The following is a 26,485-nucleotide window of genomic DNA, read 5'->3' as shown; positions in this document are numbered from 1 at the left end:
ATGACTAGGAATTAGTCCTAGTCAGGGCGGTGTTCTTTGCAAATCTGTGGGCAACTTAACAATTATGCGCGTGCCCTGATGCTGTTCGAGCAGCCATTCGCCACCCAGTGCACGTACCCGCTCCTCAATACCGCGCAGACCAAAGCCCTCTTTGACCGGCTGATTAAAACCGATCCCGTTGTCGCTGACGTCGAGTACTAGCATCTGTCGCTGCTGCGTCAGGCTGACGCGCACCCTTGTGGCGCTGGCGTGTTTATTAATGTTATTGAGCAATTCCTGCACCAGCCGGTAGAGCGTGAAAATCAGCGTGTCGTCAGTGGGCACGGCTGGGAGACGGTAGTCGAGCTGAAAGTCGATACCCTGCGAGGCGAAAGCAAATTCACCGGCCAGATGGTGCAGGGCTTTGTCGAGGGCCATTTCATCCAGCACCGGTGGGCGCAGCTGGCGTAACAGTTGCCGCGTGGTGTGGTGAATGCGCTGAGAGAGTTCGCCAATTTGCTTTGCCGCAATGTGCGTCGCCGGGCCGTGCGGAGTGCGGTCGACCAGCATCGCCTGAATCTGAATGGCGGTGATGTTCTGGCCGATCTCATCATGCAGTTCTCGGGCAATCTCTTTGCGTACGGCCTCTTCCGTATGCACCAACCGTTCGGTCAACTGGCGTCGGGTAAGCAGCTCCTGCTCCAGTTGCAGACGGTAGCGGTTGAGGTGTGACGCCAACTGCTGCTGGCGGCTGATGGCGATCCCAAGGCCAATACCCAGCAACGCCTGCGTGGAGAGGAAAAGTTCCAGTTCGAGTAAGTCGTGAAATGCGCCGCTCATCTGGCGTGTAACCGTGATCATCAGGCTGCCCAGCACCGCTGCCAGTACGCCGCCCTGCCAGCCAAAGGCGTAAGCCATGACGACGTTGGGCAGGAAGACCAGAATGATCAGCAACCGCTCGACTTCGGGTGCGAGGCTCATTTGCAGACAGACGGCGAGGGCGAAAAACAGCGAACACCAGATCAGCAAAGAGGTGCGCAGCGGCGGGTCGGGGATCTCCTGCGCGAGCAAGTTTTGCAGATGCTGCTGTTTAAGATATTCGTAAATCAGATAAATAAACGGCGTCAGTAAAACCCCGCCGGTGAAGGAGGCCAGCAAGGTCTGGCTCAGCGGCGAACTCAGCCACAGACCCGGTATCGCCATCTGCAACAGGCTGTTGCCCGCCACCGCGCTGAGCAGCAACAGCAGGCGCTGCCAGTAGAGCGTAAACCGCCGCCAGAAGTGCTGTACCAGCGCGGCGGGGATGAGGCTCAGCAGCGGGGAAAGCAGGATAATCCAGTGTGTCTGCAACTGTTCGCTGTGCAGCCAGACGCCGATGCCCATTTCGGACACCAGCATCGCCGGCCAGTAGCGACGCGAAAGCAGCGTCATCAGCGCGAGGCGCAAACCCTGCGGCAGCAGCAACATGGCTTGCTGGCCGTTTTGCGTGAGGTAAAAACTGATCAACCACAGCGCCAGCCAGCACAGGCTGTAGAACATCGCCAGAAATAACGTCAGCCCTATTTTCCGCACAGGCTAACTTCCCGCGAGCAGATGATGCTGAATAGCGAAATGCACCAGTTCGATGGTGGTGTCACATTGGAGTTTGCCGAGGATATTAGCGCGGTGGACGTGAACGGTTTTATGGCTTAGCGCCAGTTGTCCGGCGATAGCTTTGACACTCAGGCCGTTAACCAGCAGGTCAAAGATTTCGCGCTCACGCGGGGTGAGCGACTGTAAGGCTTTGGGTGTTTGCTGGCTCTGGCGCAGGGCCAGCAGGGCATCAGAACAGAGATAGCGGCCACCGGCATGCACCGTGCGCACCGCCTGCACCAGCTCTTCCGGGCCGCAGCGCTTGGTGAGATAGCCACCGGCACCGGCGTCGAGCGCGCTCTGCACGAACGCCGTGGTGTCATAAATACTCAGAATAATGGCGCGAAAATGCGGGCGTTGTTGCCGCAGACGTGCCAGCAGGCTGAGCCCGCTTTCGTCCGGCATGGCGATATCCATTACGGCCACGTCAATGTTCATTTTCAGCAGCGACGACCAGGCGTTGGCCGCCGAGGCATACTGGCCGACAATCTGCATGTCCTGCTCAAGCCCGAGCAACTGAGCAAAGCCGGAGCGCACCACCACGTGGTCATCAATCAAAGCAACGTTAATCATTAGGCGTAACTGAATGTAAATGGAGTTCGCATAATGGTCATGAATAGTTGTGGATGGCAACTATCAGCTACGGAAATGCAGGACAGATAACGGAATTTGAGTTAACTCAACACTCGTACCGGTTTTCCGGCCAGCCAGGCTTCAATGTCTTCCACGGTTTCGGTGAAATAGGTGTGATAGTTGCCGTCGGCGACGTAACCCAGATGCGGCGTCGCCAGTACGTTGGGCAGGGTACGTAACGGATGGTCTGCGGGCAGCGGTTCAGCGTCAAAGACATCCAGAGCCGCGCCGCCGATTTTTCTGGCTTCAAGGGCGTTGATGAGTGCGGGCTGATCGATAATCGCCGCGCGCGAGGTATTAATGAGCAATGCGGAGTGTTTCATTAATGCCAGATCGGCGGCATCGAGCAGCCCCCGTGTACGCTCGCTCAGTACCAGATGCACCGACACCACATCGCTGGTGGCGAGCAGCGCCTCCTTGCTGGCGGCAAAATCCACGCCGCACTCCGCTGCACGTTCAGCGGTCAGGTTCTGGCTCCACGCGACCACGTGCATACCAAAGGCTTGGGCGACCACCGCCATCTTCTGACCGATTTTCCCAAGCCCGATAAGGCCGAGGCGTTTGCCACTTAAACCAAACCCGACCGTGCTCTGCCACGGACCGTTCTGGCGCAGCGCATTGTTCTCTTCCACCAGATGCCGTGCCAGCCCGAGGATCAGCGCCCAGGTCATCTCCACCGGCGCACTGCCGCCGCTGCCTGTACCGCAAACCGTTACGCCGTGCGCTTTGGCGGCAGCTATATCCACGGAGGCATTGCGCATACCAGAGGTGATCAGCAGTTTGAGTTTCGGCAGGCGGGCAAACAGTGACGCGGTAAAGGGTGTGCGTTCGCGCATGATAACCACGATTTCAGCCTCACTGATGGCGGCGGCGAGCTCCGTTTCATCAGCAATATGTTCGTTGAAAACCTGAGTTTCTAAGCGCGCTTCGAGCGGCGACCAGTCGGCGAAAGACAACGCGACATTTTGGTAATCATCAAGAATGGCACAGCGGATCCTGGCGGACATGGGCGTTCCTTATTGCAAAGAAAGTATGAGCTCAAGACTGGGTTATAGCACCGGCATTGTATAAAGCAAAAAAAGCCGCTCTGAATGATCAGAACGGCTTTTAACGATAACCAGAGACTACCGGAAAACTACTGGCCAACGGGATGTGAGCCGGCAGAGTTCATTCCGTCAGGGAGTTGCTCGTCATCCTGCTGGCATGCAGCAAACACTTGAAACGTCGAGCACATCACCATCACTAACGGCACTAAAGACAGGATCTTGTTCACCTAAAACTCCCTTTAAGTAAGCTGAATAATGCTGCCATTACGTTATGGAAACTAATGGATGAGCCTTAAATATTATCAGCCAGCCGGCAGAGAAATGGTGCGGTATCTCTCTTTTTAGAAAGTAAAATTAATTAGTTACGTAAACAAATTAACCTGTTTTGTAAACACCCCGTGCACCGGATTTAAACCCGTAGGTGCTGGCTTTCCATGCGGTGACTAAACCGGCAAGAAGCAGCGCCAGCGCAGCCCACGGAAATGCACTAATGCCGACATGTTCCAGCAACAGGCCGCCGGTGATACCCCCGCCCGCGATGGCAAGATTCCACGCCACCACAATCATCGACTGGGCGATATCGGCATCAGCTCCGGTTGCGTCCGCTGAGGCAGTTTGCAGCAGGGCCGGAGCGCCGCCGAAGGTGATGCCCCACAGAATAACGCTGGCATACACAACCCAAGGAGAGCTGCCATACACCCCCCACGCGCAGACCGCCAGTGCGAAACCGGTCAAGCTCAGCAGCACGGCCCGGCGCAGCCAGCCATCCACTACTGCGCCCACCATCCAGATACCGCCGAGCGCGCTCAGACCGAATACCAGCAGAACTTTATCGACCTGATCTGTCAGGCCTGCCGGACCGAGCAGTGGCGCAATATAGGTGTAGAGAGTGTTGTGTGCGAAGACCCAGACCACGATGACAAACAGGATTGGCCGGACGCCGGGCGTCGTCAATACTTTGCCAACCGGCTGGCTGTCCTGTGCAAGCTGCCCCGGAAAATCGGGCACCTGCAGCATCACCCAACCGGTCAGCAAAAGGGTTAGTACTGAGATAGTACCGAACACGGTCTGCCAGCTGACCATGCCACCGAGCCAGGTGCCAAGCGGTACGCCAATCGCCAGCGCAACCGGTGCGCCCATCATGGCGACCGCCATGGCCCGGCCCTGTAAATGTGCGGGAACCATACGCCGCGCATAGCCTGCGAGTAGCCCCCAGGCCAGACCGGCTGCCGCGCCGGCCATAAAACGGGCCACCATAATCACCATCAGATTTGAGGAAAGGGAGGTAAGTGTATTAAAGGCCAGAAAGCCGATAAGGGCGGTCATCAGCGCCTGACGCCGCCGCCAACTGCGGGTCAGGGCAGTTAACGGGATGGCGGCCAGCAGCGAACCGAAGGCATATGCCGTGACAAACTGCCCGGCCAGTGATGGCGAAATGTTCAGACCGAGGCTGATTTGTGGCAATAACCCGGCGGGCAATGTTTCGGTCATGATGGCAATAAACCCGGTCATAGCCAGCGCCAATAATCCTGAAATGGGCAGGGTCGCTTTCATTGTGTAACTCCCGGTGAAACGCCGTAGACCGCGTCGCGCAGGTCGGTGACGAAGCCCCCGGACATCCCTTCATACAGCGTGTTGGTGAATGCCACTACGCTTAGTTCCTGCGCCGGATCGACAAACCATGAGTGACCGTACGCACCGCCCCAGCGCCATGTCCCCGGTGATTCCGGCGAGGAGATGGCCTGCGGGTCACGCAACACAGAGAATCCCAGCCCAAAACCGCAACCGGGAAGCTGCGGGATATCTCTCCCATCCGTCTGGTCGCGGCCCATTTGCGCCACAGTTTCGGCTGCAAACAGTGGCGCGCCACCTTGACGCAGTGCTTCCAGCAGGCGCATCAGGTCACCGGCGCTTCCCACCATTCCGGCTCCGCCAGACGCAAAGGCCTGAGGATCTAAGGCTCTGCGGGGGGAGTAGGGAATGCCGACGGTTCCTTCAAAGGCCGGGACGGTTTCCCCTTCCTGTAACCGATGGGGAACCGGCCTGTCGCTGACATAAGCCTGACTCAGGCGGGCCGCATCGTGAGTGAAAAACGCAGTGTCATTCATTTGCAAGGGAACCGTCACCAGCGTGGCCAGCGCTGCGGCCAGAGGCTGCTGACAGACTCGTCCGATGATGGCCCCGATCACATCAATGGCCAGCGAGTAATTCCAAGAGGTGCCCGGCGCGTAAAGTAGCGGAGCGCCCGCCAGCCGGCGCAGGTTTTCTTCCAGGGAAATCGTGCTGTTGTCCATACCGTCAGAGATCCCGGCTAGCGCATAAGGGCCATTATCCTCCTCTTCCAGAAAACGGTAGCTCAGCCCGGCGGTATGGCTGAGAAGGTGGCGCAATGTAATGAGCGGGCAGCGGCCATCGCTCATGCGGGGAGTAAAGTCCGGCAGCCAGCGGCGTATGTCATCATCAAGCGCCAGTTTCCCCTGTGCTACCAGCGCCATTGCAGCCGTTGTCACAATCGGCTTACTGACTGATGCGAGGCGAAACAATGTATCAGTTGCCATTGGCGTTCCCGCTTCCCTGTTAGCCATTCCGGCCGCGCGAACATAGAGAAGCCTGCTCTGATGGGAAACCATGACCACAGCACCCACCAGACGATGATCGCTGATGGCTTGATCAATCACGGCATCTATCTGTTGTGGTTGAATATTAAGACTTTCTGCATGTAGCTGAGCGGGCGATAACATGAGTGACATGGTGATTCCTGCTGTTTAAAAAAGGAGATCGCCACAATAGATAACTACTGAATGCGGAAAAAGTAGGGTAAATTTCTCTTGTATGCGGACAAAAACGTCCGTAATGGGGAAGTGAATGGAAAACCTCAGCAGTCTGACCGTGTTTGTACAGGTGGCGGAAAGCCGCAGTTTTGTTCTGGCTGGCCGTCTGCTTGGGATTTCAGCCTCGGCCGTTGGTAAGAATATTGCCCGGCTGGAAGCGCGGCTGCGCGTGAGGTTGTTTCATCGCAGTACCCGCAGCATTACGTTGACCGCTGAGGGCATGATGTTTCTTGAGCGCAGCCGCCGAATTCTCAATGAACTTGAAGCGGCTGAAGTGGAGTTTTCACAGATCAAAGAGATCCCGCGGGGGCGGTTGCGGGTGAGTCTGCCGCTGGTCAGTTCACTGGTTTTGCCGGTGTTGGGGGACTTCATTCAACAGTATCCGGATATCGAGTTGGATCTGGACTTTACCGACCGGATGGTCGACGTGGTGGAGGAGGGCTTTGATGCCGTCGTGCGCACCGGCGAACTGACTGACTCGCGACTGGCGGCGAAAAAACTGGGCGAATTTCAGATGCTGCTGGTGGGTTCACCCGACTACTTCCGTCGTTACGGGCAACCTCAGCATCCGGAAGAGTTGGCCATGCACCGGTGTATGCATTACCGCTTCCCCTCCAGCGGCAAGCTGGAAAGCTGGCCACTGAACGCCTGCACGGACAGCGATATACCTGTTTCCATGGTGTGTAATAACATCGAAACCCGCGTCTGCTTTGGTCTTAAGGGGCTTGGGATCGCCTGCCTGCCTGACTTTTCCATCCGCGAACTTCTTCAGGCTGGCAGCCTGCAAACCGTGCTGGATGACTACGTTCACCGAACAGTCAGCCTGCATGTTGTCTGGCCGTCCGACCGCTACATGACGCCAAAGCTGCGGGTATTTATTGATTTTCTGAGTGCCAATATGTTCCGCTTCGACGTGTAGTCTCGAAAACTAAACAGCAAAAGAAGCCCGGACGCGATCTCAAGCTTCGTCGCTTAAACGTTACGTTGAGGCGACAGGCGGTAAACTACGCCTTGATATCGAGTTGCCAGACGGTTCCCATTATGGATTCACTGTCTCATTTCTTACGACGGGTAGGGGCAGTGGCTGCTTTCCAACGGCGATACAAAGCAAAAATCCCGCTTAAGTTTCCTTAAGCGGGATTTTCTAATATGGCTCCTCTGACTGGACTCGAACCAGTGACATACGGATTAACAGTCCGCCGTTCTACCGACTGAACTACAGAGGAATCGTTGGAACGGGGCGAATAATAGCGAGTGGCCGTGGGCATGTCAAAGGGTTAGACAAAAATAGTGTCCGTTTGCTGAGACTTTCGCCAGGTTGTTGATTTTTCTCGCATGGGGATAAGAATATTTGCTGCCATTATGTTTTTTTGGAATTCGATGGATTTAAAAGAAAAAAACCAGCGGCTAAACCGGACGGGTGGACCGGATAACCGCTGGCGATCATCAAATTTGATGAGCTAAGGAGAAACTGAGGTCGTCAGTGATCTTTTAATGCAGCTTCTGTGCCAGTTTCGTTAATACGGCGATTTTTCAACAGTGCATGCAGCAGAATCGCGCCAAAGGTGGCTGTGCCGATGCCGCCCATGGTGAAGCCGCCGACGGTCAGCGAGAAGTTGCCTGCGCCCAGCACCAGCGTAACCGCGACCATAATCAGGTTACCGTTCTGGTTTAAATCTACCTTATTTTGTACCCAGATTCGTGCGCCGGCGACGGCAATCAAACCGAACACGACAATGGACGCGCCGCCCAGCACCGGGCCGGGAATGGTGTGGATCAGTGCACCAAACTTGGGAGAGAAGCCCAATACAATGGCAACCAGACCGGCGGCGACAAAAATCAGCGTCGAGTAGATTTTGGTGACGGCCATGACGCCGATGTTTTCGGCGTAGGTGGTCATGCCGTTGCCGCCAACGGAGGCGGAAAGCATGGTTGCCAGACCGTCGCCGACAAACGCCCGCCCGATGTACGGATCAAGGTTTTTACCTGTCATCCCCGCCACGGCTTTTATGTGGCCCAGGTTCTCTGCCACCAGAATCACTGCCACGGGGGCAATCAGCAACATGGCGTGGGTGTTGAAGACCGGCGTAGTGATCGTCGGCAAACCTATCCAGGTGGCCTGCGAAATGACGCTGAAATCGACCGGGGTGCCTAGCCCCAGGCCGTTAGTGATCACCACATAAATCAGATAGGCGGCAATCAGTCCGAGCAGCAGTAACAGTTTTTGTACCAGTCCGCGGGTGAAGACCGCCACGCTGCCAATACACAACACGGTGACGACAGCCATCCAGCTGTCGAAAGAGGAGCCGGAGACGCCGTGCACGGCGATCGGGGCCAGATTCAGGCCGATAGCCATGACCACCGCGCCGGTCACCACGGGTGGCATCAGTTTTTCAATCCAGCGGGTGCCGACGGCCATGACGATAAAGCCAATCAGCATATACACCGCCCCGCAGGCGATGATGCCGCCAAGAGCCAGCGCAATATTCGGGTTGGGGCCGTGTCCGCTGTAGCCGGTAATGGCAATGACCAGCCCGACAAATGCCGCGCTGGAACCGAGATAACTCGGTACCCGTCCGCCGACGATCACAAAGAACAGCAGGGTGCCGATACCGGACATCAGGATCGCGATATTGGCGTCAAATCCCATTAGAAGCGGCATCAGTACCGTTGCCCCAAACATGGCCACCGTGTGCTGCAAGCCCATGATTATCGTCTGTCCCAGCGGCAGCCGTTCATCCGGCGCGACAATAGCGCCATCCAGATTGCCCTGCCGTTTACGCCATTGTGGAAACCAGGAATTCGCCATCGTGTGCTCCGGAGTGTGAGGGGAAAATTGAGTAACAAATGCTTTATCAGGTGCTCTGACGTATCAGCGGGTGATAGCGCCGGTCGAAATACGCCAGTCCGTGGCTCTCGTCATTGCGTACTAATGCAACGGCTTCACAGAACAAAATATCGTGCGTGCCGACGCTGGTGAACTGCGTGATTTTGCAGTCAAACGACACCACTGCGCCGCTTAAGGTTGGCGAACCCGTTGCCAGCGATGACCACTCGGCTGCGTCAAAACGCTGCGCCATCGAGGTTTTTCCGCCGAATAAATTTGACAGGGATTCATGGCTGTCGGCCAGTGTATTGACGCATAGCACCTGGTTTTCTTTGAACGCCGCATAGACAGACGCCGAACGGTTGAGGCACACCAGCAGCGTGGGGGGAGAGTCGGTTACGCTGCACACCGCCGAGGCGGTGAAACCAGCGCGGCCTGCCGGACCGTCGGTGGTGATGATGTTGACCGCCGATCCCAGGCGCGACATCGCATCGCGGAAATCCTGTTTCTCCACCGGGATAATTTCACGAGTCAGCGGGGTCGCCAGTACGTTGTCGGTTAATGTTTCAGCCATGGGCTCTCCGTAGATATCTGTTCTGAAGGTTCGCATTTATGCACCCGCAGCCACTTCAGTAATATCGGGTTAAAGGTTTCGCTGGCGGTCACGCTCATGGCATGACCGCCGTAATTCATCTGCTGATGTTCACCGTTGGGTAGCCCGTCAGCCAACGTGGGCGAACAGTGCCACGGTACCAGCAGGTCATCTTTGCAACTGAGCGCCAGCGTCGGCGTGACGATCTCGTTGAGTGTGTTGCTTAGGTCTGAAGACATCAGTGCTTGCAGGCGGTGCAACAGATTTTCCATCCCCTGAAAATGCGCCACCTGATGCTTATGCTCTTCCTGCAATAACACGTCGTTTTCAGACAGCCAGTCAGCCGGATAAAGAAACAGCGGCTGCGCCTGTACGTAGGCATCCACGCCACTGTTGAGCAGCAGATTCTGCCGAACGTCGAAGCAGCGGCGGGTCTGGCTGTCGAGCTGCGCCCAGCCGTTAATGACCACCAGACTTTGCAATAGGGACGGGTAACGCCTTGCAAGATGCAGGCCGATAATGCCGCCAAGCGCGTGCCCGACCAGATGACAGCGGCTGATGTCCAGACTGCTGAGCATCCCGGCCAGTTCGTCCGCCATGTCTTCTATGCGGTAACCCGCAGGGACGTTGCCATGACTGCCGCCGGTGCCGTGCTGGTCATAGATCACCACGCGAAAATGTGCGTTCAGCATCGCCATCTGTGGTTGCCAGAAGCCATGGACGCCGCCGAGCCCGGAGGACAGCACGACGGTTTCAGCCTCCGCGTTATTTTTACCTGACACCCTGTAATACATCGCGTTACCTCACGGCTTTCCGATATGCGCAATCGACGCAATTTCAATCAGCGCCCCGGGTTTCACCAGTCCGCACTGAATACAGAACCGCGCCGGTTTTTCACCGGGGAAGTATTGTGCATACACCTGATTTACTGCCGCATAGTTCGCCCAGTCGGTGATGAAAATTGAGTTCATGGTGACATCACTCATGTTGCCACCTGCGGTTTCGATCACACTTTTGATGATCTCCAGCACATGGCGGGTTTGCGCAGCGGCATCACCCGGATGTACGACGTTGTTTTCTTTGTCAAAAGGCAGGGTGCCTGAGACGTAAACCACGCCATCGGCCAGCGTGCCGGGAACAAACGGGGCCAGCGGAACCCCGCTGCCAGCCGGAATAATCGCGCTTTTAGGCATAGTGATTTTCCTTAGTGAAAGGTCAGGCCGTCTGGCTTAACGGTTGGGTGTCGTAACTGAGCGCATGGCAGAAGCTGTTCACATCGGACACCCAGCCGAAGAAGGTCTCGATGTTGTAAATTGCGGCTTTCTGCGCAAAATCGGGGCCTGCCTGGTGGGTAGCATCTTCCAGAACTACGCCAAAATATTCGAGGAAGAAGCCGTCGCGCAGGGTGGATTCCACGCAGACATTGGTGGCAATGCCGGTAAATACCAGATGATGAATACCGTAGCTGCGCAGCAGGCTGTCGAGTTGGGTATTAAAGAAGCCGCTGTAGCGCGGTTTCGGCAGCACAATGTCACCAGGTTGCGGCTGAAGATCGTCCACGAGGTTGTAATCCCAGTCGCCTTTTGCCAGCAGTTTTCCCATCAGCTCGGGGCGTTTTCGCATGGTTTTCAGCGCATTGGATTTGTGGAAATTGGGAGAGCCTTCGCCACCGGCTTCCACGTACTGATTGTCCCACCCATTCTGGAAGAAAATGATTTTGATGCCCGCAGAGCGCGCCGCCGCAATAGCCCGCTGAATGTTTTTGATCACAGGGCCGGTGGTCGAAACGTCGAAACCCGCCAGATCCAGATAGCCGCCTTTGGAGGCATAGGCGTTTTGCATGTCGACTACAATCAGCGCCGTTTGCTGTGGGGGGAAGGCGATGGCTTCCGGCCGGGCTGCCAGCACAGTTTCATCACCGCTGTTTTTGGTCTCGCGGCGGACAACCGTTGGATTCTCAACGGCCTTAGGTTTTTCAAAAATAGTCATTAAGCCACCTCTTTATGAATTGCGGTTTCGGTCAGCAGGTTTTGGCGGGTTTTCATCAATGGCTGAATGTATTGGCCGAAGTTTTCTATGCCATTCACGAAGTCATCAAAGGTCAGCAAAATACCTTCAGTGCCCGGCACGGTGGCGATGTCATCGAGCATTCTGGCCACGTTGGCAAAAGATCCAACCAGGGTGCCCATGTTGATATTGACCGCAGAGGTTGGGTCTGCCATCTGGCGCACGTTGGTGTCGCTACCGGATTTGGTGTCTTTGCTGCTCTGGTCGGTGAGCCACGCCAGCGCATCGGCATCAGCGCCGGATTTATACAGCTCCCATTTGGCGCGGGCGGCGACGTCGGTATCGTCGGCGATGATCATAAACAGTACGTAGGAGGCGACGTCGCGCTGTTCGGCGTCAGCGGCAATTTTCATGCGAGCGGCGGTCGGTGCAAAGGCCGTTGGGGTGTTGACGCCTTTACCGAAGCAGAAGTTGAAATCGGCATGTTTGGCGGAGAATGCCATGCCTGCATCGCTCTGTCCGGCGCAGATCACTTTCATCTCGGCCTGCGGGCGCGGGCTGACACGGCAGTCATCCATTTTGAAAAACTCGCCGTCGAGGGTACAGTGGCCGGTCCCCCACAGGTCGCGCAGTACGGTGACATATTCGGTGAGATAGTCGTAGCGGCGGCTGAAATAGTCATCACCCGGCCACATGCCCATCTGCTCATATTCAGGTTTCTGCCAGCCGGTGACGACGTTGACGCCAAAACGGCCGTTGGAGATGGAGTCGATTGTCGCCGCCATGCGGGCGACGATGGCCGGTGGCATTACCAGCGTGGCAGCAGTGGCGTAGAGCTGAATGCGGGAGGTCACAGCGGCAAGGCCCGCCATCAATGTGAACGACTCCATATTATGTTCCCAGAACTCAGTCTTGCCGCCGAAGCCACGCAGTTTGATCATCGACAGCGCGAAGTCGAAATGATAGTGCTCGGCCCGCTGCACGATGTTTTTGTTTAGTTCAAAGGTCGGCTGGTACTGCGGTGCGGTTTCAGAAATCAACCAACCGTTGTTGCCGATAGGAATAAAGACTCCGATTTTCATAGCTCACCTCAATCTCAATAACATAAACAAGGGCTTGCGAAAATCTCTGCGCGGCTTGAGTGCGTCCTGCGGGTTCCGAATTGCACCGGGCGGAAATTGACTGACCGGGATCTCTCTGCAAAGCGGATGCCAGTTTTAATATGATGATATTTATCATTGAGTTAAAGCTGTCAGAGGTATTTGAACAGAACAACTGGTCTGTTTCGGACCATTTGGTCAAAAATAATTGCACGCAAAACAGGCACGCCTGAGCAAAATTGGTGCGAAATTGTTAAAAATATAACCATAAAGAGTTAACAGCCCTTGCGGGAGGCATCACGTCAGTGAATCGCGATAGTCGAGATCATAGGCATTTGTTATGCTTTGGCTTTGGCCTGGAATCTCACCGGAGAGACTGTGAAGCGCGAGGCAGAACATCAGGATAAAGCGCCGACGCGGCGTTCAAGAGCGGTTGCCGCCAAGCGCAGCACCATCATGGCGGCGGCGCTGGAGTTTTTCTCTCTCTATGGCATACACGGCACCAGCCTGGATCAGGTCGCCGAACGCGCCGACGTGTCGAAAACCAATTTGCTCTACTACTTCCCGTCGAAAGAAGATCTGTATGTCGCCGTGCTAAAGGGGCTGCTCGACGTCTGGCTGGCACCGCTCAAAGCGCTGCGCGCGGAGCAGCATCCGCTGGAAGCCATCGGCGAGTACGTGCGTCTGAAACTCTGCGTATCGCGTGACCATCCGCAGGCCTCGAGATTGTTCTGTCTGGAGATGTTGCAGGGAGCGCCTCTGCTTAAGCAGGAACTGGGCGGAAGCCTGAAAACGCTGGTTGAAGAAAAATCCGAGGTGATCCTCGGCTGGATAAAAGCGGGTCTGATTGCCCCGGTTGAGCCTTTGCATTTGATTTTTATGCTGTGGGCGACCACGCAACATTACGCAGATTTTGGGGTTCAGGTCGAAGCCATCACCGGGAAAACCCTGAATGATCCCCTCTTTTTCGAACAAACCGTGGCTAACGTTCAGCGCATTATCACCGGCGGTATTCAACTTCGTGGGCAGGAGCAATAATGGATTCGGTTTCGCAACTGGTTCTGGGGGCGGCGGTAGGCGTCGCGGTAATGGGCAAGCGCACATCAGTATGGAAAGCCGCCTTAGCCGGTGCGGTGTGCGGGACGTTACCCGATCTCGATGTGTTTTACGATCACGGTGATGCCATCAGCAATATGACGCTGCATCGCACTGAGACGCACGCACTACTCTATCTGACGCTGGGTTCCCCGCTGATTGCCTGGCTGATGGCAAAACTGTTCAGCGCCGGGGCGCATTTCCGCCACTGGTGGCTGGCCGTATGGCTGGCGCTGATCACCCATCCGCTGCTGGATATGATGACTGTCTACGGTACCCAGCTTGGCATCCCGTTTACGCATTTCCCGTTTGCCGTCGGCAGTATCTTTATTGTTGACCCGCTTTATACGCTGCCGCTGATTGTGGGCCTTGGTATTGCGCTGTACCGGCAAAACCACCGCGGAGTCTTCTGGAATAATTTGCTGCTGGGCGTGAGTTGTCTGTATCTGGCGTGTACGGTGGTGGAGCAGCATCAGGTGACGCTGCATGTCGGTGAAGAGCTTGAGCGACAGCACATCGAGAGTACACAGGTGCTGGTGACGCCAACGCCGCTAAATTCGCTGGTGTGGCGCGTGGTGGTGATGACCAAAGACAGCTATGGCGAAGGGTTTACCTCGCTGCTGCATCCCGACTCACCGATCCGTTTCTCTTTCTATCCGCGTGGTGCCGCGCTGTATGAAACCTATAAAGATAATCCGTTCCTGGCACGTGTCGCCTGGTTCAGCCAAGGTTTTTTCAGCGTGAAGCAGCAGGGAAATAACATTTTGGTCAGTGATTTACGCATGGGCCAGCAACCTGATTACACCTTTGTGTTTAATCTGGGAGACTTGAGCCAGAACACCCCGAACGCGTTGCCTACGCAGGTCGCCGCAGTCAGACCTTCTGCCAGTAAGTTATTCGAACAGTTCCGGCAGGCACTGAAGGTGGAGTAGGGACAGAGTCGCCAAACTAAAAAGGAGCCATTTGGCTCCTTTTTAGTTTTAGTTGTTTACTTCACGCTAGACGTTTTCTGGTGCGCAGCCAGTAGCCGATGCCGAGAATCACAAACCACAGCGGTGTAACGATCAGCGCCTGTCGGGTGTCATCTTGCAAGGTCAGCAGAACCAGCACGAAGACGAAGAAAGCCATGCAGACCCAGCACATCAGCTTACCGAGCGGCATTTTGTAGATTGAGGCTTCATGCAGTTGCGGGCGCTGGCGGCGGTAGACCAGATACGAGCAAAGAATGATGGTCCACACGAACATGAACAGGATTGCCGACACCGTGGTCACCAGCGTAAAGACGGTCATCACGTTAGGGATAAGATAAATCAGCACCACGCCACCCAACAGGCAGATGCAGGAGAAAGTCAGCCCGTTTGACGGCACCGCGCGTGAGGACAATTTGCCAAACGCCTTCGGCGCATTACCTTCCTGCGCCAGACCAAATAGCATACGGCTGGTGGAAAATACGCCGCTGTTGGCCGACGATGCAGCAGATGTCAGCACCACAAAGTTAATGATGCTGGCCGCTGCGGGCAGCCCGGCAATCACGAACAGTTCCACGAACGGACTTTTATCAGGTACTACGGAGCTCCACGGGGTGACTGACATAATGACGATCAGCGAGAAGACGTAGAACATGATGATGCGCAGCGGGATCGCATTGATGGCGCGCGGCAGGGATTTCAGAGGGTCTTTGGTCTCAGCGGCGGTCGTACCGACCAGCTCAATCCCAACAAAGGCGAAGACGGCTATCTGGAAACCCGCGAAGAATCCGCTGACGCCTTTGGGGAAGAACCCGCCGTCATTCCACAGATTGCTGAAGGCGGCGACTGAGCCGGTTGGCGTCTGAAAATGTGTCAGTACCATCACCAGCCCGGCAATGATCAGCCCCACGATAGCGACGATTTTGATCATCGCGAACCAGAACTCCATCTCACCAAACATTTTTACCGTGGCGAGATTCAGGCTCAGCAGCACCACAACGCAGAGCAGGGAGGCAATCCACTGTGATAGCCCAGGGAACCAGAACTGAGCATAGGCGGTGATAGCCACCACGTCGGCGATGCCGGTAACCACCCAGCAGAACCAGTAGGTCCAGCCAGTAAAATAGCCCGCCCATGGGCCCAGCAGGTCTGCAGCAAAGTCGCTGAAGGATTTGTATTCGAGGTTAGAGAGCAGCAGTTCGCCCATCGCGCGCATCACGAAAAACAGCATAAAGCCGATGATCATATAGACGAAGATGATGGAAGGGCCGGCCAGACTGATCGTTTTCCCTGAGCCCATAAACAGGCCAGTACCAATTGCGCCGCCGATAGCGATCAGCTGGATGTGGCGGTTGCTGAGGTTGCGCCGCAGGTTTTCTGCGCCTTCCTCCTGCGGCTTTGTGAGGATTTTTGTCTCTTCTTGCATGTCGTGTTTATTCCTGTTTTCTGTCCGGCGACACGATACGTCCTGTCGCTTTTTTTATGGTTTTTGAGCTCTGAATGGCTCTTCTTTGTCCGTGTTTCCCCGTTTGGTCGGGAAAGTAACGTAATACTAATGTTAAAAACTCACTTATTATAACCGGTATGAAAATTAAGAAAGAGGAAAACGTATACTATTTTTTACAGAATTGATGACTGAGTGTTAATTAAACGATGAGCGGTGCGAGTACGGGGAATAATACCGCTTTTCGTTGTGACAATAATCACAGTAATGCCTGAGAATGAGTGCAAAAGGTCGGCGGAATGTTTGACATATGACCAGCGGAAGAGAATAATTCGTCGCGTTGGGTCGTTAGCTCAGTCGGTAGAGCAGTTGACTCTTAATCAATTGGTCGGCGGTTCGAACCCGCCACGACCCACCAACAAATCAATGTGTTAGCTTCCCGATAGTGCCTCTCGTTTTCTCCCTGCGCCAGATTCGTGTCATGTAATAATTTTTCTATCTTGCTGTATTATTCATTACCTTGCGGATAAGTTATTTATTACAACTTATTTCCTGCGGATAAATTCGTCTTATTTCTTCTTCACAACACAATAAAAAAGCCTGCTATTAAGCAGGCTTTTAAGATTAATAAATCAGCGGCAAATTAACGCTTAGACTAATTCGATAACCTCGAAATTCACTTCCGCGCTGACATCGGCGTCGTAATCTACGCCTTTCAGGCCAAAACCGAAGAGGCGAAGGAACTCTTCTTTATAGCTTTTGTAATCGGTCAGTTCATAGATGTTGTCATCATTGATCTGGGCCCAGATTTCGCCGCAGGTTTTCTGCACGTTTTCACGCAGTTCCCAGTCGTCAAGACGCAGGCGGTTTTGGTCATCGGTTTCCGGCGTCTGGCCGCTGTACAGTTTGGTCGCGAAAAGACGCTGAACCTGCTCGATACAGCCTTCATGAATACCTTGCTCTTTCATGATTTTAAACACGATGGAGATATACAGTGGCATAACCGGGATCGCAGCAGAAGCCTGAGTCACCACAGATTTCAGTACCGCAACGTTGGCTGAACCGCCTTTGGCTTTCAGTTTGCTGTCGATTGCGTGTGCTGCGCGATCTAAGTCTTCTTTGGCTTTGCCGAGCGTACCGTGCCAGTAAATCGGCCAGGTCAGTTCGGTACCAATGTAGGAGTAGGCGACAGATTTGGCGTTATCCGCCAGCACGCCCGCGTCAGCGAGGGCATCCATCCACAGTTCCCAATCCTGGCCGCCCATCACTTTGATGGTGTCGGCGATTTCCTGCTCGTTGGCAGGTTCAACCACGGCAGAAACCAGTTTGTCTTTGTTGGTGTCCAGCGCAGTGGATTGGTACGGTTCGCCGATTGGTTTCAGCGCAGAACGGACCAGTTCACCGGTATCCGGCATTTTACGGACTGGGGACGCCAGTGAGTAAACCACCAGGTCAATCTGGCCCAGATCTTGTTTGATCAGGTTGATGACGGTGTCACGGCATTCGTTGGAGAATGCATCGCCGTTCACGCTTTTGGAATACAGACCTTCTTCTTTGGCTGCTTTGTCGAAAGCGGCGGCGTTGTACCAGCCGGCGGAACCGGTTTTGGCTTCGCTACCCGGCTTTTCGAAAAACACACCAATGGTGGCAGCATCTGCACCGAAAGCGGCATTAATTCTTGAGGCAAGCCCATAACCCGTAGAGGCACCGATGACCAGGACGCGTTTTGGCCCGTCTTTAAGTTTGCCCTGCGCTTTCACGTAGGCAATTTGCTCACGAACGTTGGCTTCACAGCCTACCGGGTGAGTGGTCGTACAGATAAAACCGCGAATTTTAGGTTTGATGATCATGAATGGCTTATCTTGGTTGCTTATATAAGGAAGGTAATATTACTTAATATTGACACTTATTTCTCGTAGAAATTTTTAATCTCCAGAGGTGCGTCTACACTTGCCCAGCGAATTTCGCTTTCGCGGTGCAGACTGATGGTGCCGTCTCCCCACGAGATGTAATAGGATACGTCGCCTGACCGAGATTCAAAGATATTGGTAATAACACCTTTTATCTCGCCAGATTGGTGCTTCACGATGCTGCCTTTCTGGAAAATCATGCTTCCTCCCCTGACGGTACTGCGCGGTTGGCCGCCGGTATCTCTTCAACTTAGCATAGGTTGACTTGTTGGGTGGCGCAGTTGAGGCTTTTGTCGGCAAGTTCTGGCAGCCCTGGGCGCTCTGGCCTATATCATCAGGGTGTGACGGTTATGGCTACCGCGCCCAAACAATCAGTGCTATTTTCAGTTTCGCAGAGTTAACCAGGGGTATGTAAATGAAGAATCTGATGATCGATGTGCTGATCAAATTGTCAAAGGTTGAGGTGGAGTCCAAAGAGCTGGTTGCTCAGGTTGAAGCACAATCTCTGTTAATCGCTGCGCTGGTACTTTCGGCGGGCAAAGATGCGACGGATAACCTGTCCGAAAATATTCATAATGCGGTATTGGCTGCGGCCCAGTCCTCGCAGGATATCTTACAATCTGATGTAGAGATGATCCTGGCCCAGTTTGACCGCCTGCTGAAAGTGACCCGTTTTGTCGCTGAGCAAGCAGAAGAAGAGTAATTCCTGCGGGCTATAGGTCCTCTATAGCCCTATTATTTCTCACTTTATCCTCCCTTTTTCGACAGTTTGTCCGTTACGCGCGGGTGGATGTCAGTTAGCAAGGCGCACCGTTTCGTCGATTACGCCATACTCTTTTCAGGCTGCGGCATGAGGTCAGCAGCGTTGAATGGAGAATTACCATGTTAGCCGACCCTTCGCAGAAATATCTCCCGTTTCCGCCCGTCAACTTGCCCGATCGCCAATGGCCCGGCAAGGTGTTAAACAAGGTGCCGCAGTGGTGTTCAAGCGATCTTCGTGACGGAAATCAGGCGCTGGCTGAGCCGATGGACAACGAGCGCAAGCGGCTGTTTTTTGACCTGCTTCTGCGTTGCGGTTTTAAACAGATCGAAGTGGCGTTCCCCTCGGCTTCGCAAACCGATTTTGATTTTGTCCGTGGCCTGATTGAAGAAAACGTCATTCCCGATGACGTATATATTCAGGTTCTGACGCCTTCCCGGCCCGATTTGATTGAGCGCACATTTGAAGCGTTAAAAGACGCTCCCCGCGCCATCGTGCATCTGTACAACGCCACCGCACCTATTTTCCGCGACGTAGTGTTTAATCAGGACCGGGCTGCAACCCGAGAATTGGCTGTGCGCGGCGCCAAACAGATCCGCCAGTTGTGTGAACAGAACCCGCAGACGCAGTGGACGTTCGAATATTCCCCGGAAACGTTTTGTTTTACCGAACTGGATTTCGCTCTGGAAATTTGTGAGGCAGTGGCGGATATCTGGCAGCCTGACGCCCAGCGCCCGATGATCATTAACTTGCCCGCCACCGTTGAAGTCAGTACGCCAAATATTTATGCCGATCAGATTGAGTGGTTCTGCCGTCATTTCAGCCGCCGTCAACAGGTGTCTATTAGCGTGCATCCGCATAACGACCGGGGAACCGGCGTAGCCTGTGCCGAACTGGCGATGCTGGCCGGGGCTGACCGCGTTGAAGGCTGTCTGTTTGGCAACGGCGAGCGTACCGGTAATGTGGATCTGGTGACGCTGGCGCTGAATTTATATACCCAGGGTATCGCGCCGGGGCTGGATTTCAGCAATTTGCAGGGAGTTGTCGAGGTGGTGGAACAGTGTAATCAGCTGCCAGTGCATCCGCGCCATCCTTATGCCGGTGAACTGGTTTTCACCGCATTTTCCGGCTCGCATCAGGATGCTATCAAGAAAGGGTTTGCCGCGCAAAACAGCCGTGGCGTTGCCCACTGGCAAGTGCCTTATTTGCCGCTTGACCCTGCTGATGTTGGTTGCAGCTACGAGGCGGTGATCCGCGTTAACAGCCAGTCAGGAAAAAGCGGTGCCGCCTGGCTGCTTGAGCAAAATCACGGCCTGAAATTGCCGCGCGGTTTACAGATTGACTTCAGTAAAGCTGTACAGCGTGAGACAGACACCACGGGTAAGGAAATGAGTACCAGTGATGTATGGCGCCTGTTCCGTCAGCGTTACGGACTGGTGGAACAACCCTTAGTGAAACTGCTGGGATATGACATCCGCAGCGATGCGCATAATGCCTGTCACTTCAGTGCGCGGGTAAACTATCAGGGGCAGGAACACGTGTTAACCGGCACGGGGAATGGTTTGCTCTCTGGCGCCGTCGATGCGCTTAGCCGCCATTTTGATGTCCAGTTTGAAATTGGCGATTATCATGAACATACATTGGGGCATCAGAGTCACAGCCGCGCCGTCGCTTATGTGAGTTGTCAGCGCAAGCAGGGTGAAACACGTTACGGCGTGGGTATCGACAGTGATGTTTCCAGTGCCTCACTGCAGGCACTCTTTAATGCCGTCTCTCAGTTTTTGGTGTGAATCGGCGGGAGAGGAAGCTCAAGAGAGAAATAGTCGCTGGGTGAGACGCCCAGCGCACGTTTAAACATCGCACTAAAGGCGCTGGGGCTGTCATAGCCCAGCTCCAGTGCGACATCCAGCACCGTTTTCCCCGTCGCCAGTGCCTGTAACCCCACCAGCAATTTTGCCCGTCTGACCCAATCACTGAAACGCAGTCCCGTTTCGCGCTGGAAACGCCGCGATAACGTGCGTCCGCTGATATTGAGCTGGCTGGCAACCTCCTCAAGCTCCCAGTGCGATGACAAGGTTTGGCGGATTTGCTGGCAAATCTCCAGCAACTGGCTATCTTTCGGTTCGGGCAGATGCAGGGGCAGGACAGGTAAAAGCCGCAGTTCATCCAGCAGCAATTCCATGACACGCTCATCACGTCCGCCGCTGGGATAGTCAGCGGGTATTGCCAGTGAGGCAAAAATCAGCTGGCAAAGTAACGGTGAAATCTGCACTACCTGACATTGCGAAGATAAATCGGCTCGGGCCAGCGGATCAACGTAGAGTGTTCTGGCCTGAACGCCGCCGATAAACCGCAGGCTGTGTTCGACGTCAGCTGGCAACCACACACCGCGCCCCGGTGGTACCATCCAGACACCCAATGAGGTACTCACCTCCACCACGCCACTGAGCGTATGAATCAGCTGTGAACAGCGGTGGCTGTGCAGGGGCTCAAATTCACCATGCTGATATTCAATGGAAATTGTGGCGACCGACTGAAAAGGGACAAGAGGGGATGTGTGCATCAGGTGAGATTTCCGGACGGAGCGTTACAGGAAAAACGACGGTTATTTTACATGGGCTGCCTGTATCCAGACAGCCAGTGAGCACGAATGATGAACAGAGTTATTTGTGGGGATTATTTTTTGCATCTACCACGGCTTGTTTGGCTTCTTCCGCTTTTTGCTGCAACTCTTCTTCGGTCATCAGTTCGGCCACTTCATGCAGTTTTGCCAGGCCGTCGCTGATATGTACTTCATCAGCTTTCGTTTTATTGTCACTGTTGTTGTCGCTCATCATCTTTTCCTTTTTGAGAACTTTTACCGCAATAAAAGTCTGGTGGAGAAAGTGGAGGTTTGATTTTAGCAGAAACGGAGTCACAGGTCTGGCTGTGTCGTAATGGAGTGCAGGAAGTGCGCATTTGAAATGTCAGGCCCACACTGAGGCGGACCTGCAAAACGGGGAGTAAATTACTGGCGGTAGGCGAATTTGATCTGCTGCAGGGAGTTTCTGAAAATTTCAGCCTGTTTTTCATCTTCCATCTGAGCGGCAAATTTTTCCATATTCAGCATGACCTTGCCAGCATCGGCCTGGCCGATCGCTTTCAACATCAGGGTCAGGGTGGCTTTAAGACAGGCCACTTCCGTTGCCAGCGTTTCGACATTGGCTTCAGTGGTAAAATCGCAGTTACTCATGTGGACTCCAAAGCTGTTCACAGCTCATCAATATAAGGATTTTCTGGCTTTTTCTGAAAGCCAGAAACAAAGTGGCCGTATTCTAACACAATCATTCGTCACTTCGTGTAGCACAGCGATTCATTCAGTGAGCTAAATGAACGGGTTAACCTTTAAGCTGATGGTGCAGGATACTAAACATCAAAGCAGAATTGAGAATATTTCACGTTATCCGGGCGTTTTATTCATTTTAAATCGACGGTTTTTGGCGTGCGAACAATAAAGTATTTAATATAATAGATATATGTACAGCCCGCTCAGACGTTTATTTAGCAGACTATTAACTGAATGTAATCAATCTCGGAAAGTGTGGAAAAACCGGGTTTACAGCTGTTTCATAAAGCGTAGGATTGGTTCCTTTTCTGTATGATTTCTCAGTTCTTTTTCTTAAACACATTTCCGTTTAGTTGGCATTTTGCTTTTACATGCACTAACGCATTTTTTTACAGACATTCCGTGGTCAACCTCTCAGGTATGGAGTAAAATGCTGCAGTTAATTAAATTAACGTTTTTACATGGCGTTTTATTTATTTCCGCTGTCAATGTCTGACAGCCAGGTCAGCAGCCTCATAATCGACCTGTCAATGCTGCACTCTCTTCGTTGTCAAGCTGTCCAAAGCTCTTTATTCACGTTTTCTACGTAATATCGCCTGCCGACAAGCCATGAAAACATGACTGTGTGTCGCCTTTATTTTTGGAGAATTCTCTTTGATTAGCGTTCTTCTTGTTGATGACCACGAACTGGTGCGCGCAGGGATCCGACGCATTTTAGAAGATATCAAAGGCATCAAAGTTGTGGGTGAAGCCCAATGTGGCGAAGACGCCGTGAAATGGTGTCGCAGCAACGATGTAGATATTGTCTTGATGGATATGAATATGCCGGGTATCGGTGGGTTAGAGGCGACTAAAAAAATAGTCCGCTTCTCACCTGACATCAAGATTATCATGCTAACTATCTATACCGAGAACCCGTTGCCAGCCAAAGTGATGCAGGCGGGGGCTTACGGCTATCTGAGTAAAGGTGCGGCACCACAAGAAGTGGTAAACGCAATACGTTTGGTCGATTCCGGTCAGCGTTATATTGCCTCCGATATTGCTCAGCAGATGGCGCTGAGCCAGATTGCGCCGCAATCCGAAACGCCGTTTGACAGCCTTTCTGAACGCGAACTTCAGATTATGCTGATGATCACCAAAGGCCAGAAGGTCAACGAAATCTCCGAACAACTTAACTTGAGTCCGAAGACGGTTAACAGTTATCGTTATAGGATGTTTAGTAAATTAAATATCAGTGGTGATGTTGAACTGACGCACCTTGCCATCCGGCACGGTCTGTTCAATGCGGAGACTTTGTCTGGCAGTGAGTGATGAACGTTTTGATCCCAAAGCCTTTCTAAATACGGTTACCAGCCAGCCCGGCGTCTACAGAATGTACGACGCCAGCGGCACCGTTATTTATGTTGGTAAAGCGAAAGACCTGAAAAAACGTCTTTCCAGCTATTTTCGCCTGCAGGTTTCTAGCCGTAAAACAGAAACGCTGGTTAAAAACATCGCGCAAATCGATGTGACGGTGACTCATACAGAAACCGAGGCGCTGCTGCTTGAACATAACTACATCAAGCTCTATCAGCCTCGCTATAACGTATTGTTGCGCGATGATAAATCCTATCCGCTGATCTTTTTAAGCGCTGATAACCACCCGCGAATTTCAATCCACCGTGGTGCTAAGCATGCCAAGGGCGAATATTTCGGTCCGTTCCCGAACTCATATGCAGTAAGGGAATCTCTGGCGTTACTGCAAAAACTTTTCCCGATCCGGCAATGTGAGAACAGTGTCTACCGCAACCGTTCGCGCCCCTGTTTGCAATATCAGATTGGCCGCTGTCTTGGTCCGTGTGTCAAAGGATTGGTCAGCGAAGAAGAGTATAAAGCGCAGGTTGATTACGTCCGTCTGTTTCTTTCGGGTAAAGATCAGCAGGTCCTGAACAACCTTGTCGAACGCATGGAAGAAGCCAGTAAATTGCTGCGTTTTGAGGAAGCAGGGCGCATCCGTGATCAGATTCAGGCGGTGCGCCGCGTGACTGAACGGCAATTTGTCTCAGGCAACAGCGAAGATCTGGATGTTATCGGCGTTTCCTTTGAATCCGGCCTTGCGTGTTTGCACGTACTGTTTATCCGTCAGGGCAAAGTGCTGGGCAGCCGCAGTTATTTCCCGAAAGTTCCTGGTGGAACCGAGCTGAGCGAAGTGGTCCAAACATTTGTCGGACAGTTTTATTTACAGGGCAGTCAGTCGCGCACGCTGCCCGGCGAGATCCTGCTCGATTTCAGTTTGCCCGAGAAAGATCTGCTGGCGGACTCGCTCAGTGAGATGGCGGGCCGTAAAGTGTTGATTCAAAGTAAGCCCCGGGGCGACAGGGCGCGTTATCTCAAATTAGCGCGGACTAATGCTTCGGTGGCGTTGACGACCAAGCTGGCCCAGCAGTCGACGATCCATCAACGGATGAACGAGCTGGCCAAAACGCTCAAACTTGCCGAAATTAACCGTATGGAATGTTTCGATATCAGCCATACTATGGGCGAGCAGACCGTCGCTTCCTGCGTGGTTTTCGATGCCAACGGACCGCTGCGTTCAGAGTACCGGCGTTACAATATTACCGGTATTACGCCCGGTGATGATTACGCAGCGATGGCGCAAGTGCTCACGCGGCGCTACGGCAAAGCGATAGAAGATAAAAAAATTCCTGACGTCATTTTTATCGATGGCGGCAAAGGCCAGTTGGGTATGGCGATTGACGTTTTTTCCTCGTTGAACGTGACCTGGGATAAGTCAAAACCGCTGCTGATTGGTATTGCGAAAGGAGCCGATCGCAAGGCGGGTCTGGAGACACTGTTTTTTGTGCCGGAAGGCGAGGGTATTTCCTTACCGTCGGATTCACCCGCTCTGCATCTTATCCAGCATATCCGTGATGATTCGCATAATCATGCGATTACCGGACACAGGCAAAAACGCGCTAAAGTACGCAATACCAGTGCGTTAGAAGAAATCGAAGGCGTCGGTCCTAAGCGCCGGCAAGTTTTACTGAAGTATATGGGTGGCATTCAGCCATTGCTGAATGCCAGTATTGAGGAAATTGCACAGGTGCCGGGTATTTCCAACGCGTTGGCAGAAAAGATCCATAATGCGTTGAAACACTAAGAGCGATGTAGCAACATACTCATAATAACCTCACAAGACAGACAGTTACCTACGCCATGCAATTTAATATACCGACGTGCCTCACCCTGTTTCGCGTTGTACTTATTCCGTTTTTCGTGCTGGCTTTCTATTTGCCTTATGCATGGGCACCGACGGCTTGCGCACTGATCTTCGTCTTTGCGGCGATCACTGACTGGTTCGACGGCTATCTGGCCCGCCGCTGGAAGCAGACCACGCGTTTTGGTGCTTTTCTTGACCCGGTGGCTGACAAAGTGATGGTCGCCATGGCGCTGGTGCTGGTTGCCGAGCATTTTCATGCATGGTGGATAACCTTACCAGCGGCCACGATGATTGCTCGTGAGATCATTATCTCAGCGTTGCGTGAATGGATGGCTGAAATTGGCAAGCGCAGCAGCGTTGCGGTCTCTTGGATTGGTAAAGTTAAAACTACGGCGCAGATGCTCTCGCTGGTGGCCCTTTTATGGCGCCATGATGCGATTGTGATTTGGGTCGGTGTCGGCGCGCTCTACATCGCCGCAGTGCTCACTTTCTGGTCGATGTTCCAATATTTGAACGCCGCACGGCATGATTTGTTGGAACCCTGATTCAAACTGAGTTAAAAACCGCCAAACGATCGTTTGGGGTCGATAATTTTATTGACTCATTGCGTCAGGTAAGTAGAATGCATCGCATCAGACGGCAGCCAGCAGGTAGCCAGAAGATAGTTAAAAAAATCAGTAAGTTCTGATTAATGCGGGAATAGCTCAGTTGGTAGAGCACGACCTTGCCAAGGTCGGGGTCGCGAGTTCGAGTCTCGTTTCCCGCTCCAAATTTATTAAGAAGATAGCGATATCGGCTTAAGTGCAAGATAAGTAGTAAGAATTAAAGGCGCGTTAACAAAGCGGTTATGTAGCGGATTGCAAATCCGCCTAGTCCGGTTCGACTCCGGAACGCGCCTCCAATTTTCCCGGAGCCCGGGTGGTGGAATCGGTAGACACAAGGGATTTAAAATCCCTCGGCCTTAGGCTGTACGAGTTCAAGTCTCGTCCCGGGTACCATGGAAAATTAACAGAATAATCAAAAGCAATAAAGTAGCAATGTCGTTTATAGCCACCCTCGGGTGGTTTTTTTATGCCTTTTTTCACCCGTTTTAAACGCCTCTTTCAAACCACCTCTCTCCTTTGACAGCCCGCTTCG

Annotated in this window: 25 protein-coding genes, 5 tRNA genes and 1 pseudogene; 13 read left to right on the top strand and 18 right to left on the bottom strand. The window is 53.4% G+C overall.

Features of this window, described 5'->3' with window-relative positions; genetic code table 11:
- Positions 1–21: 21 nt before the first annotated feature.
- The 5 genes from ACZRKO_RS09315 to ACZRKO_RS09295 form a co-directional block, all read right to left on the bottom strand.
- Positions 22–1,551: an MASE1 domain-containing sensor histidine kinase gene (locus ACZRKO_RS09315; protein WP_463736910.1), complete on the bottom strand. Its 1,530-nt coding sequence runs from the start codon at positions 1,549–1,551 to the stop codon at positions 22–24.
- Between the two features lie 3 nt (positions 1,552–1,554).
- On the bottom strand, positions 1,555–2,184 hold the full coding sequence (locus ACZRKO_RS09310; protein WP_463736909.1) for a response regulator: 630 nt from the start codon (positions 2,182–2,184) through the stop codon (positions 1,555–1,557).
- A gap of 101 nt (positions 2,185–2,285) precedes the next feature.
- Positions 2,286–3,251, bottom strand: a complete 966-nt coding sequence (locus ACZRKO_RS09305; RefSeq protein WP_463736908.1) for a D-2-hydroxyacid dehydrogenase family protein — start codon at positions 3,249–3,251, stop codon at positions 2,286–2,288.
- Positions 3,252–3,665: 414 nt separating this feature from the next.
- Positions 3,666–4,844 carry an MFS transporter gene (locus ACZRKO_RS09300; protein WP_463736907.1) on the bottom strand — a complete coding sequence of 393 codons (1,179 nt, stop codon included), beginning with the start codon at positions 4,842–4,844 and terminating at the stop codon, positions 3,666–3,668.
- Entirely contained in the window at positions 4,841–6,031 is a 1,191-nt protein-coding gene (locus ACZRKO_RS09295) for a serine hydrolase domain-containing protein (protein ID WP_463737517.1), read from the bottom strand. The genes ACZRKO_RS09300 and ACZRKO_RS09295 overlap by 4 nt, the downstream gene beginning before the upstream one ends.
- Before the next feature lie 124 nt (positions 6,032–6,155).
- Here ACZRKO_RS09295 and ACZRKO_RS09290 point away from each other — a divergent pair, with 124 nt between their 5' ends.
- Positions 6,156–7,040: a LysR family transcriptional regulator gene (locus tag ACZRKO_RS09290; RefSeq protein WP_463736906.1), complete on the top strand. Its 885-nt coding sequence runs from the start codon at positions 6,156–6,158 to the stop codon at positions 7,038–7,040.
- Positions 7,041–7,060: 20 nt separating this feature from the next.
- Positions 7,061–7,176 (top strand): annotated as a pseudogene (locus tag ACZRKO_RS09285) (transcriptional regulator); the annotation flags it as partial.
- A 95-nt stretch (positions 7,177–7,271) separates the two neighbouring features.
- On the opposite strand, the gene ACZRKO_RS09280 reads toward ACZRKO_RS09285, so the two are convergent.
- The 7 genes from ACZRKO_RS09280 to rutA all read right to left on the bottom strand — a co-directional run bounded on the left by ACZRKO_RS09280 (position 7,272) and on the right by rutA (position 12,629).
- A tRNA-Asn gene (locus ACZRKO_RS09280) sits at positions 7,272–7,347 on the bottom strand.
- A 254-nt stretch (positions 7,348–7,601) separates the two neighbouring features.
- Positions 7,602–8,930, bottom strand: a complete 1,329-nt coding sequence (gene rutG, locus ACZRKO_RS09275; RefSeq protein ID WP_463736905.1) for a pyrimidine utilization transport protein G — start codon at positions 8,928–8,930, stop codon at positions 7,602–7,604.
- 46 nt (positions 8,931–8,976) lie between these two features.
- Positions 8,977–9,522: an NADH-dependent FMN reductase RutF gene (gene rutF / locus ACZRKO_RS09270; RefSeq protein ID WP_463736904.1), complete on the bottom strand. Its 546-nt coding sequence runs from the start codon at positions 9,520–9,522 to the stop codon at positions 8,977–8,979.
- Positions 9,507–10,334, bottom strand: coding sequence for a pyrimidine utilization protein D (gene rutD / locus ACZRKO_RS09265; protein WP_463736903.1), 828 nt, complete (start codon positions 10,332–10,334; stop codon positions 9,507–9,509). The genes rutF and rutD overlap by 16 nt, the downstream gene beginning before the upstream one ends.
- Positions 10,335–10,343: 9 nt before the next feature.
- Positions 10,344–10,733 (bottom strand): pyrimidine utilization protein C, encoded by a 390-nt coding sequence (gene rutC / locus ACZRKO_RS09260; protein WP_463736902.1) that lies wholly within the window; start codon positions 10,731–10,733, stop codon positions 10,344–10,346.
- 22 nt (positions 10,734–10,755) lie between these two features.
- Entirely contained in the window at positions 10,756–11,529 is a 774-nt protein-coding gene (gene rutB, locus ACZRKO_RS09255) for a pyrimidine utilization protein B (protein WP_463736901.1), read from the bottom strand.
- A complete protein-coding gene (rutA, locus tag ACZRKO_RS09250; protein ID WP_463736900.1) occupies positions 11,529–12,629 on the bottom strand; it encodes a pyrimidine utilization protein A in 1,101 nt (366 codons plus the stop codon). The genes rutB and rutA overlap by 1 nt, the downstream gene beginning before the upstream one ends.
- Positions 12,630–13,025: 396 nt before the next feature.
- Here rutA and rutR point away from each other — a divergent pair, with 396 nt between their 5' ends.
- Positions 13,026–13,685 carry an HTH-type transcriptional regulator RutR gene (gene rutR, locus ACZRKO_RS09245; RefSeq protein ID WP_463736899.1) on the top strand — a complete coding sequence of 220 codons (660 nt, stop codon included), beginning with the start codon at positions 13,026–13,028 and terminating at the stop codon, positions 13,683–13,685.
- The gene (locus tag ACZRKO_RS09240) at positions 13,685–14,674 is read left to right on the top strand and encodes a metal-dependent hydrolase (protein ID WP_463736898.1); all 990 of its coding nucleotides are present in this window, start codon (positions 13,685–13,687) and stop codon (positions 14,672–14,674) included. The genes rutR and ACZRKO_RS09240 overlap by 1 nt, the downstream gene beginning before the upstream one ends.
- 61 nt (positions 14,675–14,735) lie before the next feature.
- Here ACZRKO_RS09240 and cycA read toward each other — a convergent pair whose 3' ends face one another.
- The gene (gene cycA, locus ACZRKO_RS09235) at positions 14,736–16,136 is read right to left on the bottom strand and encodes a D-serine/D-alanine/glycine transporter (RefSeq protein WP_463736897.1); all 1,401 of its coding nucleotides are present in this window, start codon (positions 16,134–16,136) and stop codon (positions 14,736–14,738) included.
- 360 nt (positions 16,137–16,496) lie between these two features.
- Between cycA and ACZRKO_RS09230 the strand changes: the two genes are divergently transcribed.
- Positions 16,497–16,572 (top strand) — tRNA-Lys (locus tag ACZRKO_RS09230).
- A gap of 232 nt (positions 16,573–16,804) precedes the next feature.
- Here the strand turns inward: ACZRKO_RS09230 and fabV are convergent.
- Both fabV and ACZRKO_RS09220 read right to left on the bottom strand, forming a co-directional pair.
- Positions 16,805–18,004: an enoyl-ACP reductase FabV gene (gene fabV, locus ACZRKO_RS09225; RefSeq protein ID WP_463736896.1), complete on the bottom strand. Its 1,200-nt coding sequence runs from the start codon at positions 18,002–18,004 to the stop codon at positions 16,805–16,807.
- Positions 18,005–18,060: 56 nt separating this feature from the next.
- Entirely contained in the window at positions 18,061–18,264 is a 204-nt protein-coding gene (locus ACZRKO_RS09220) for a hypothetical protein (protein ID WP_463736895.1), read from the bottom strand.
- 215 nt (positions 18,265–18,479) lie between these two features.
- Here ACZRKO_RS09220 and iraP point away from each other — a divergent pair, with 215 nt between their 5' ends.
- Both iraP and leuA read left to right on the top strand, forming a co-directional pair.
- Complete coding sequence (gene iraP / locus ACZRKO_RS09215; protein ID WP_463736894.1) at positions 18,480–18,767, top strand: anti-adapter protein IraP; 288 nt, start codon at positions 18,480–18,482, stop codon at positions 18,765–18,767.
- A 179-nt stretch (positions 18,768–18,946) separates the two neighbouring features.
- Complete coding sequence (leuA, locus tag ACZRKO_RS09210) at positions 18,947–20,614, top strand: 2-isopropylmalate synthase (RefSeq protein ID WP_463736893.1); 1,668 nt, start codon at positions 18,947–18,949, stop codon at positions 20,612–20,614.
- On the opposite strand, the gene ACZRKO_RS09205 is transcribed toward leuA, so the two are convergent.
- From ACZRKO_RS09205 to ACZRKO_RS09195, 3 genes are all read right to left on the bottom strand, one after another.
- A complete protein-coding gene (locus tag ACZRKO_RS09205; RefSeq protein WP_463736892.1) occupies positions 20,599–21,387 on the bottom strand; it encodes an AraC family transcriptional regulator in 789 nt (262 codons plus the stop codon). The genes leuA and ACZRKO_RS09205 overlap by 16 nt on opposite strands.
- Before the next feature lie 100 nt (positions 21,388–21,487).
- Positions 21,488–21,658 (bottom strand): hypothetical protein, encoded by a 171-nt coding sequence (locus ACZRKO_RS09200; protein WP_463736891.1) that lies wholly within the window; start codon positions 21,656–21,658, stop codon positions 21,488–21,490.
- A 173-nt stretch (positions 21,659–21,831) separates the two neighbouring features.
- Positions 21,832–22,056 (bottom strand): DUF2594 family protein, encoded by a 225-nt coding sequence (locus tag ACZRKO_RS09195; RefSeq protein WP_463736890.1) that lies wholly within the window; start codon positions 22,054–22,056, stop codon positions 21,832–21,834.
- A 747-nt stretch (positions 22,057–22,803) separates the two neighbouring features.
- Here ACZRKO_RS09195 and uvrY point away from each other — a divergent pair.
- The 6 genes from uvrY to ACZRKO_RS09165 all read left to right on the top strand — a co-directional run bounded on the left by uvrY (position 22,804) and on the right by ACZRKO_RS09165 (position 26,346).
- Positions 22,804–23,460, top strand: a complete 657-nt coding sequence (uvrY, locus tag ACZRKO_RS09190) for a UvrY/SirA/GacA family response regulator transcription factor (RefSeq protein WP_463736889.1) — start codon at positions 22,804–22,806, stop codon at positions 23,458–23,460.
- Complete coding sequence (uvrC, locus tag ACZRKO_RS09185; RefSeq protein ID WP_463736888.1) at positions 23,453–25,288, top strand: excinuclease ABC subunit UvrC; 1,836 nt, start codon at positions 23,453–23,455, stop codon at positions 25,286–25,288. The genes uvrY and uvrC overlap by 8 nt, the downstream gene beginning before the upstream one ends.
- A gap of 56 nt (positions 25,289–25,344) precedes the next feature.
- A complete protein-coding gene (gene pgsA / locus ACZRKO_RS09180) occupies positions 25,345–25,893 on the top strand; it encodes a CDP-diacylglycerol--glycerol-3-phosphate 3-phosphatidyltransferase (RefSeq protein WP_463736887.1) in 549 nt (182 codons plus the stop codon).
- 148 nt (positions 25,894–26,041) lie between these two features.
- A tRNA-Gly gene (locus ACZRKO_RS09175) sits at positions 26,042–26,117 on the top strand.
- 58 nt (positions 26,118–26,175) lie between these two features.
- Positions 26,176–26,249 (top strand) — tRNA-Cys (locus tag ACZRKO_RS09170).
- An 11-nt stretch (positions 26,250–26,260) separates the two neighbouring features.
- Positions 26,261–26,346: transfer RNA gene (locus tag ACZRKO_RS09165), tRNA-Leu, on the top strand.
- Positions 26,347–26,485 lie beyond the last annotated feature (139 nt).

This window comes from Ewingella sp. C233 (genome assembly GCF_055407225.1).
Note: the sequence above shows the minus strand (reverse complement) of the source record. Positions and strands in the feature narration are given on the sequence as shown.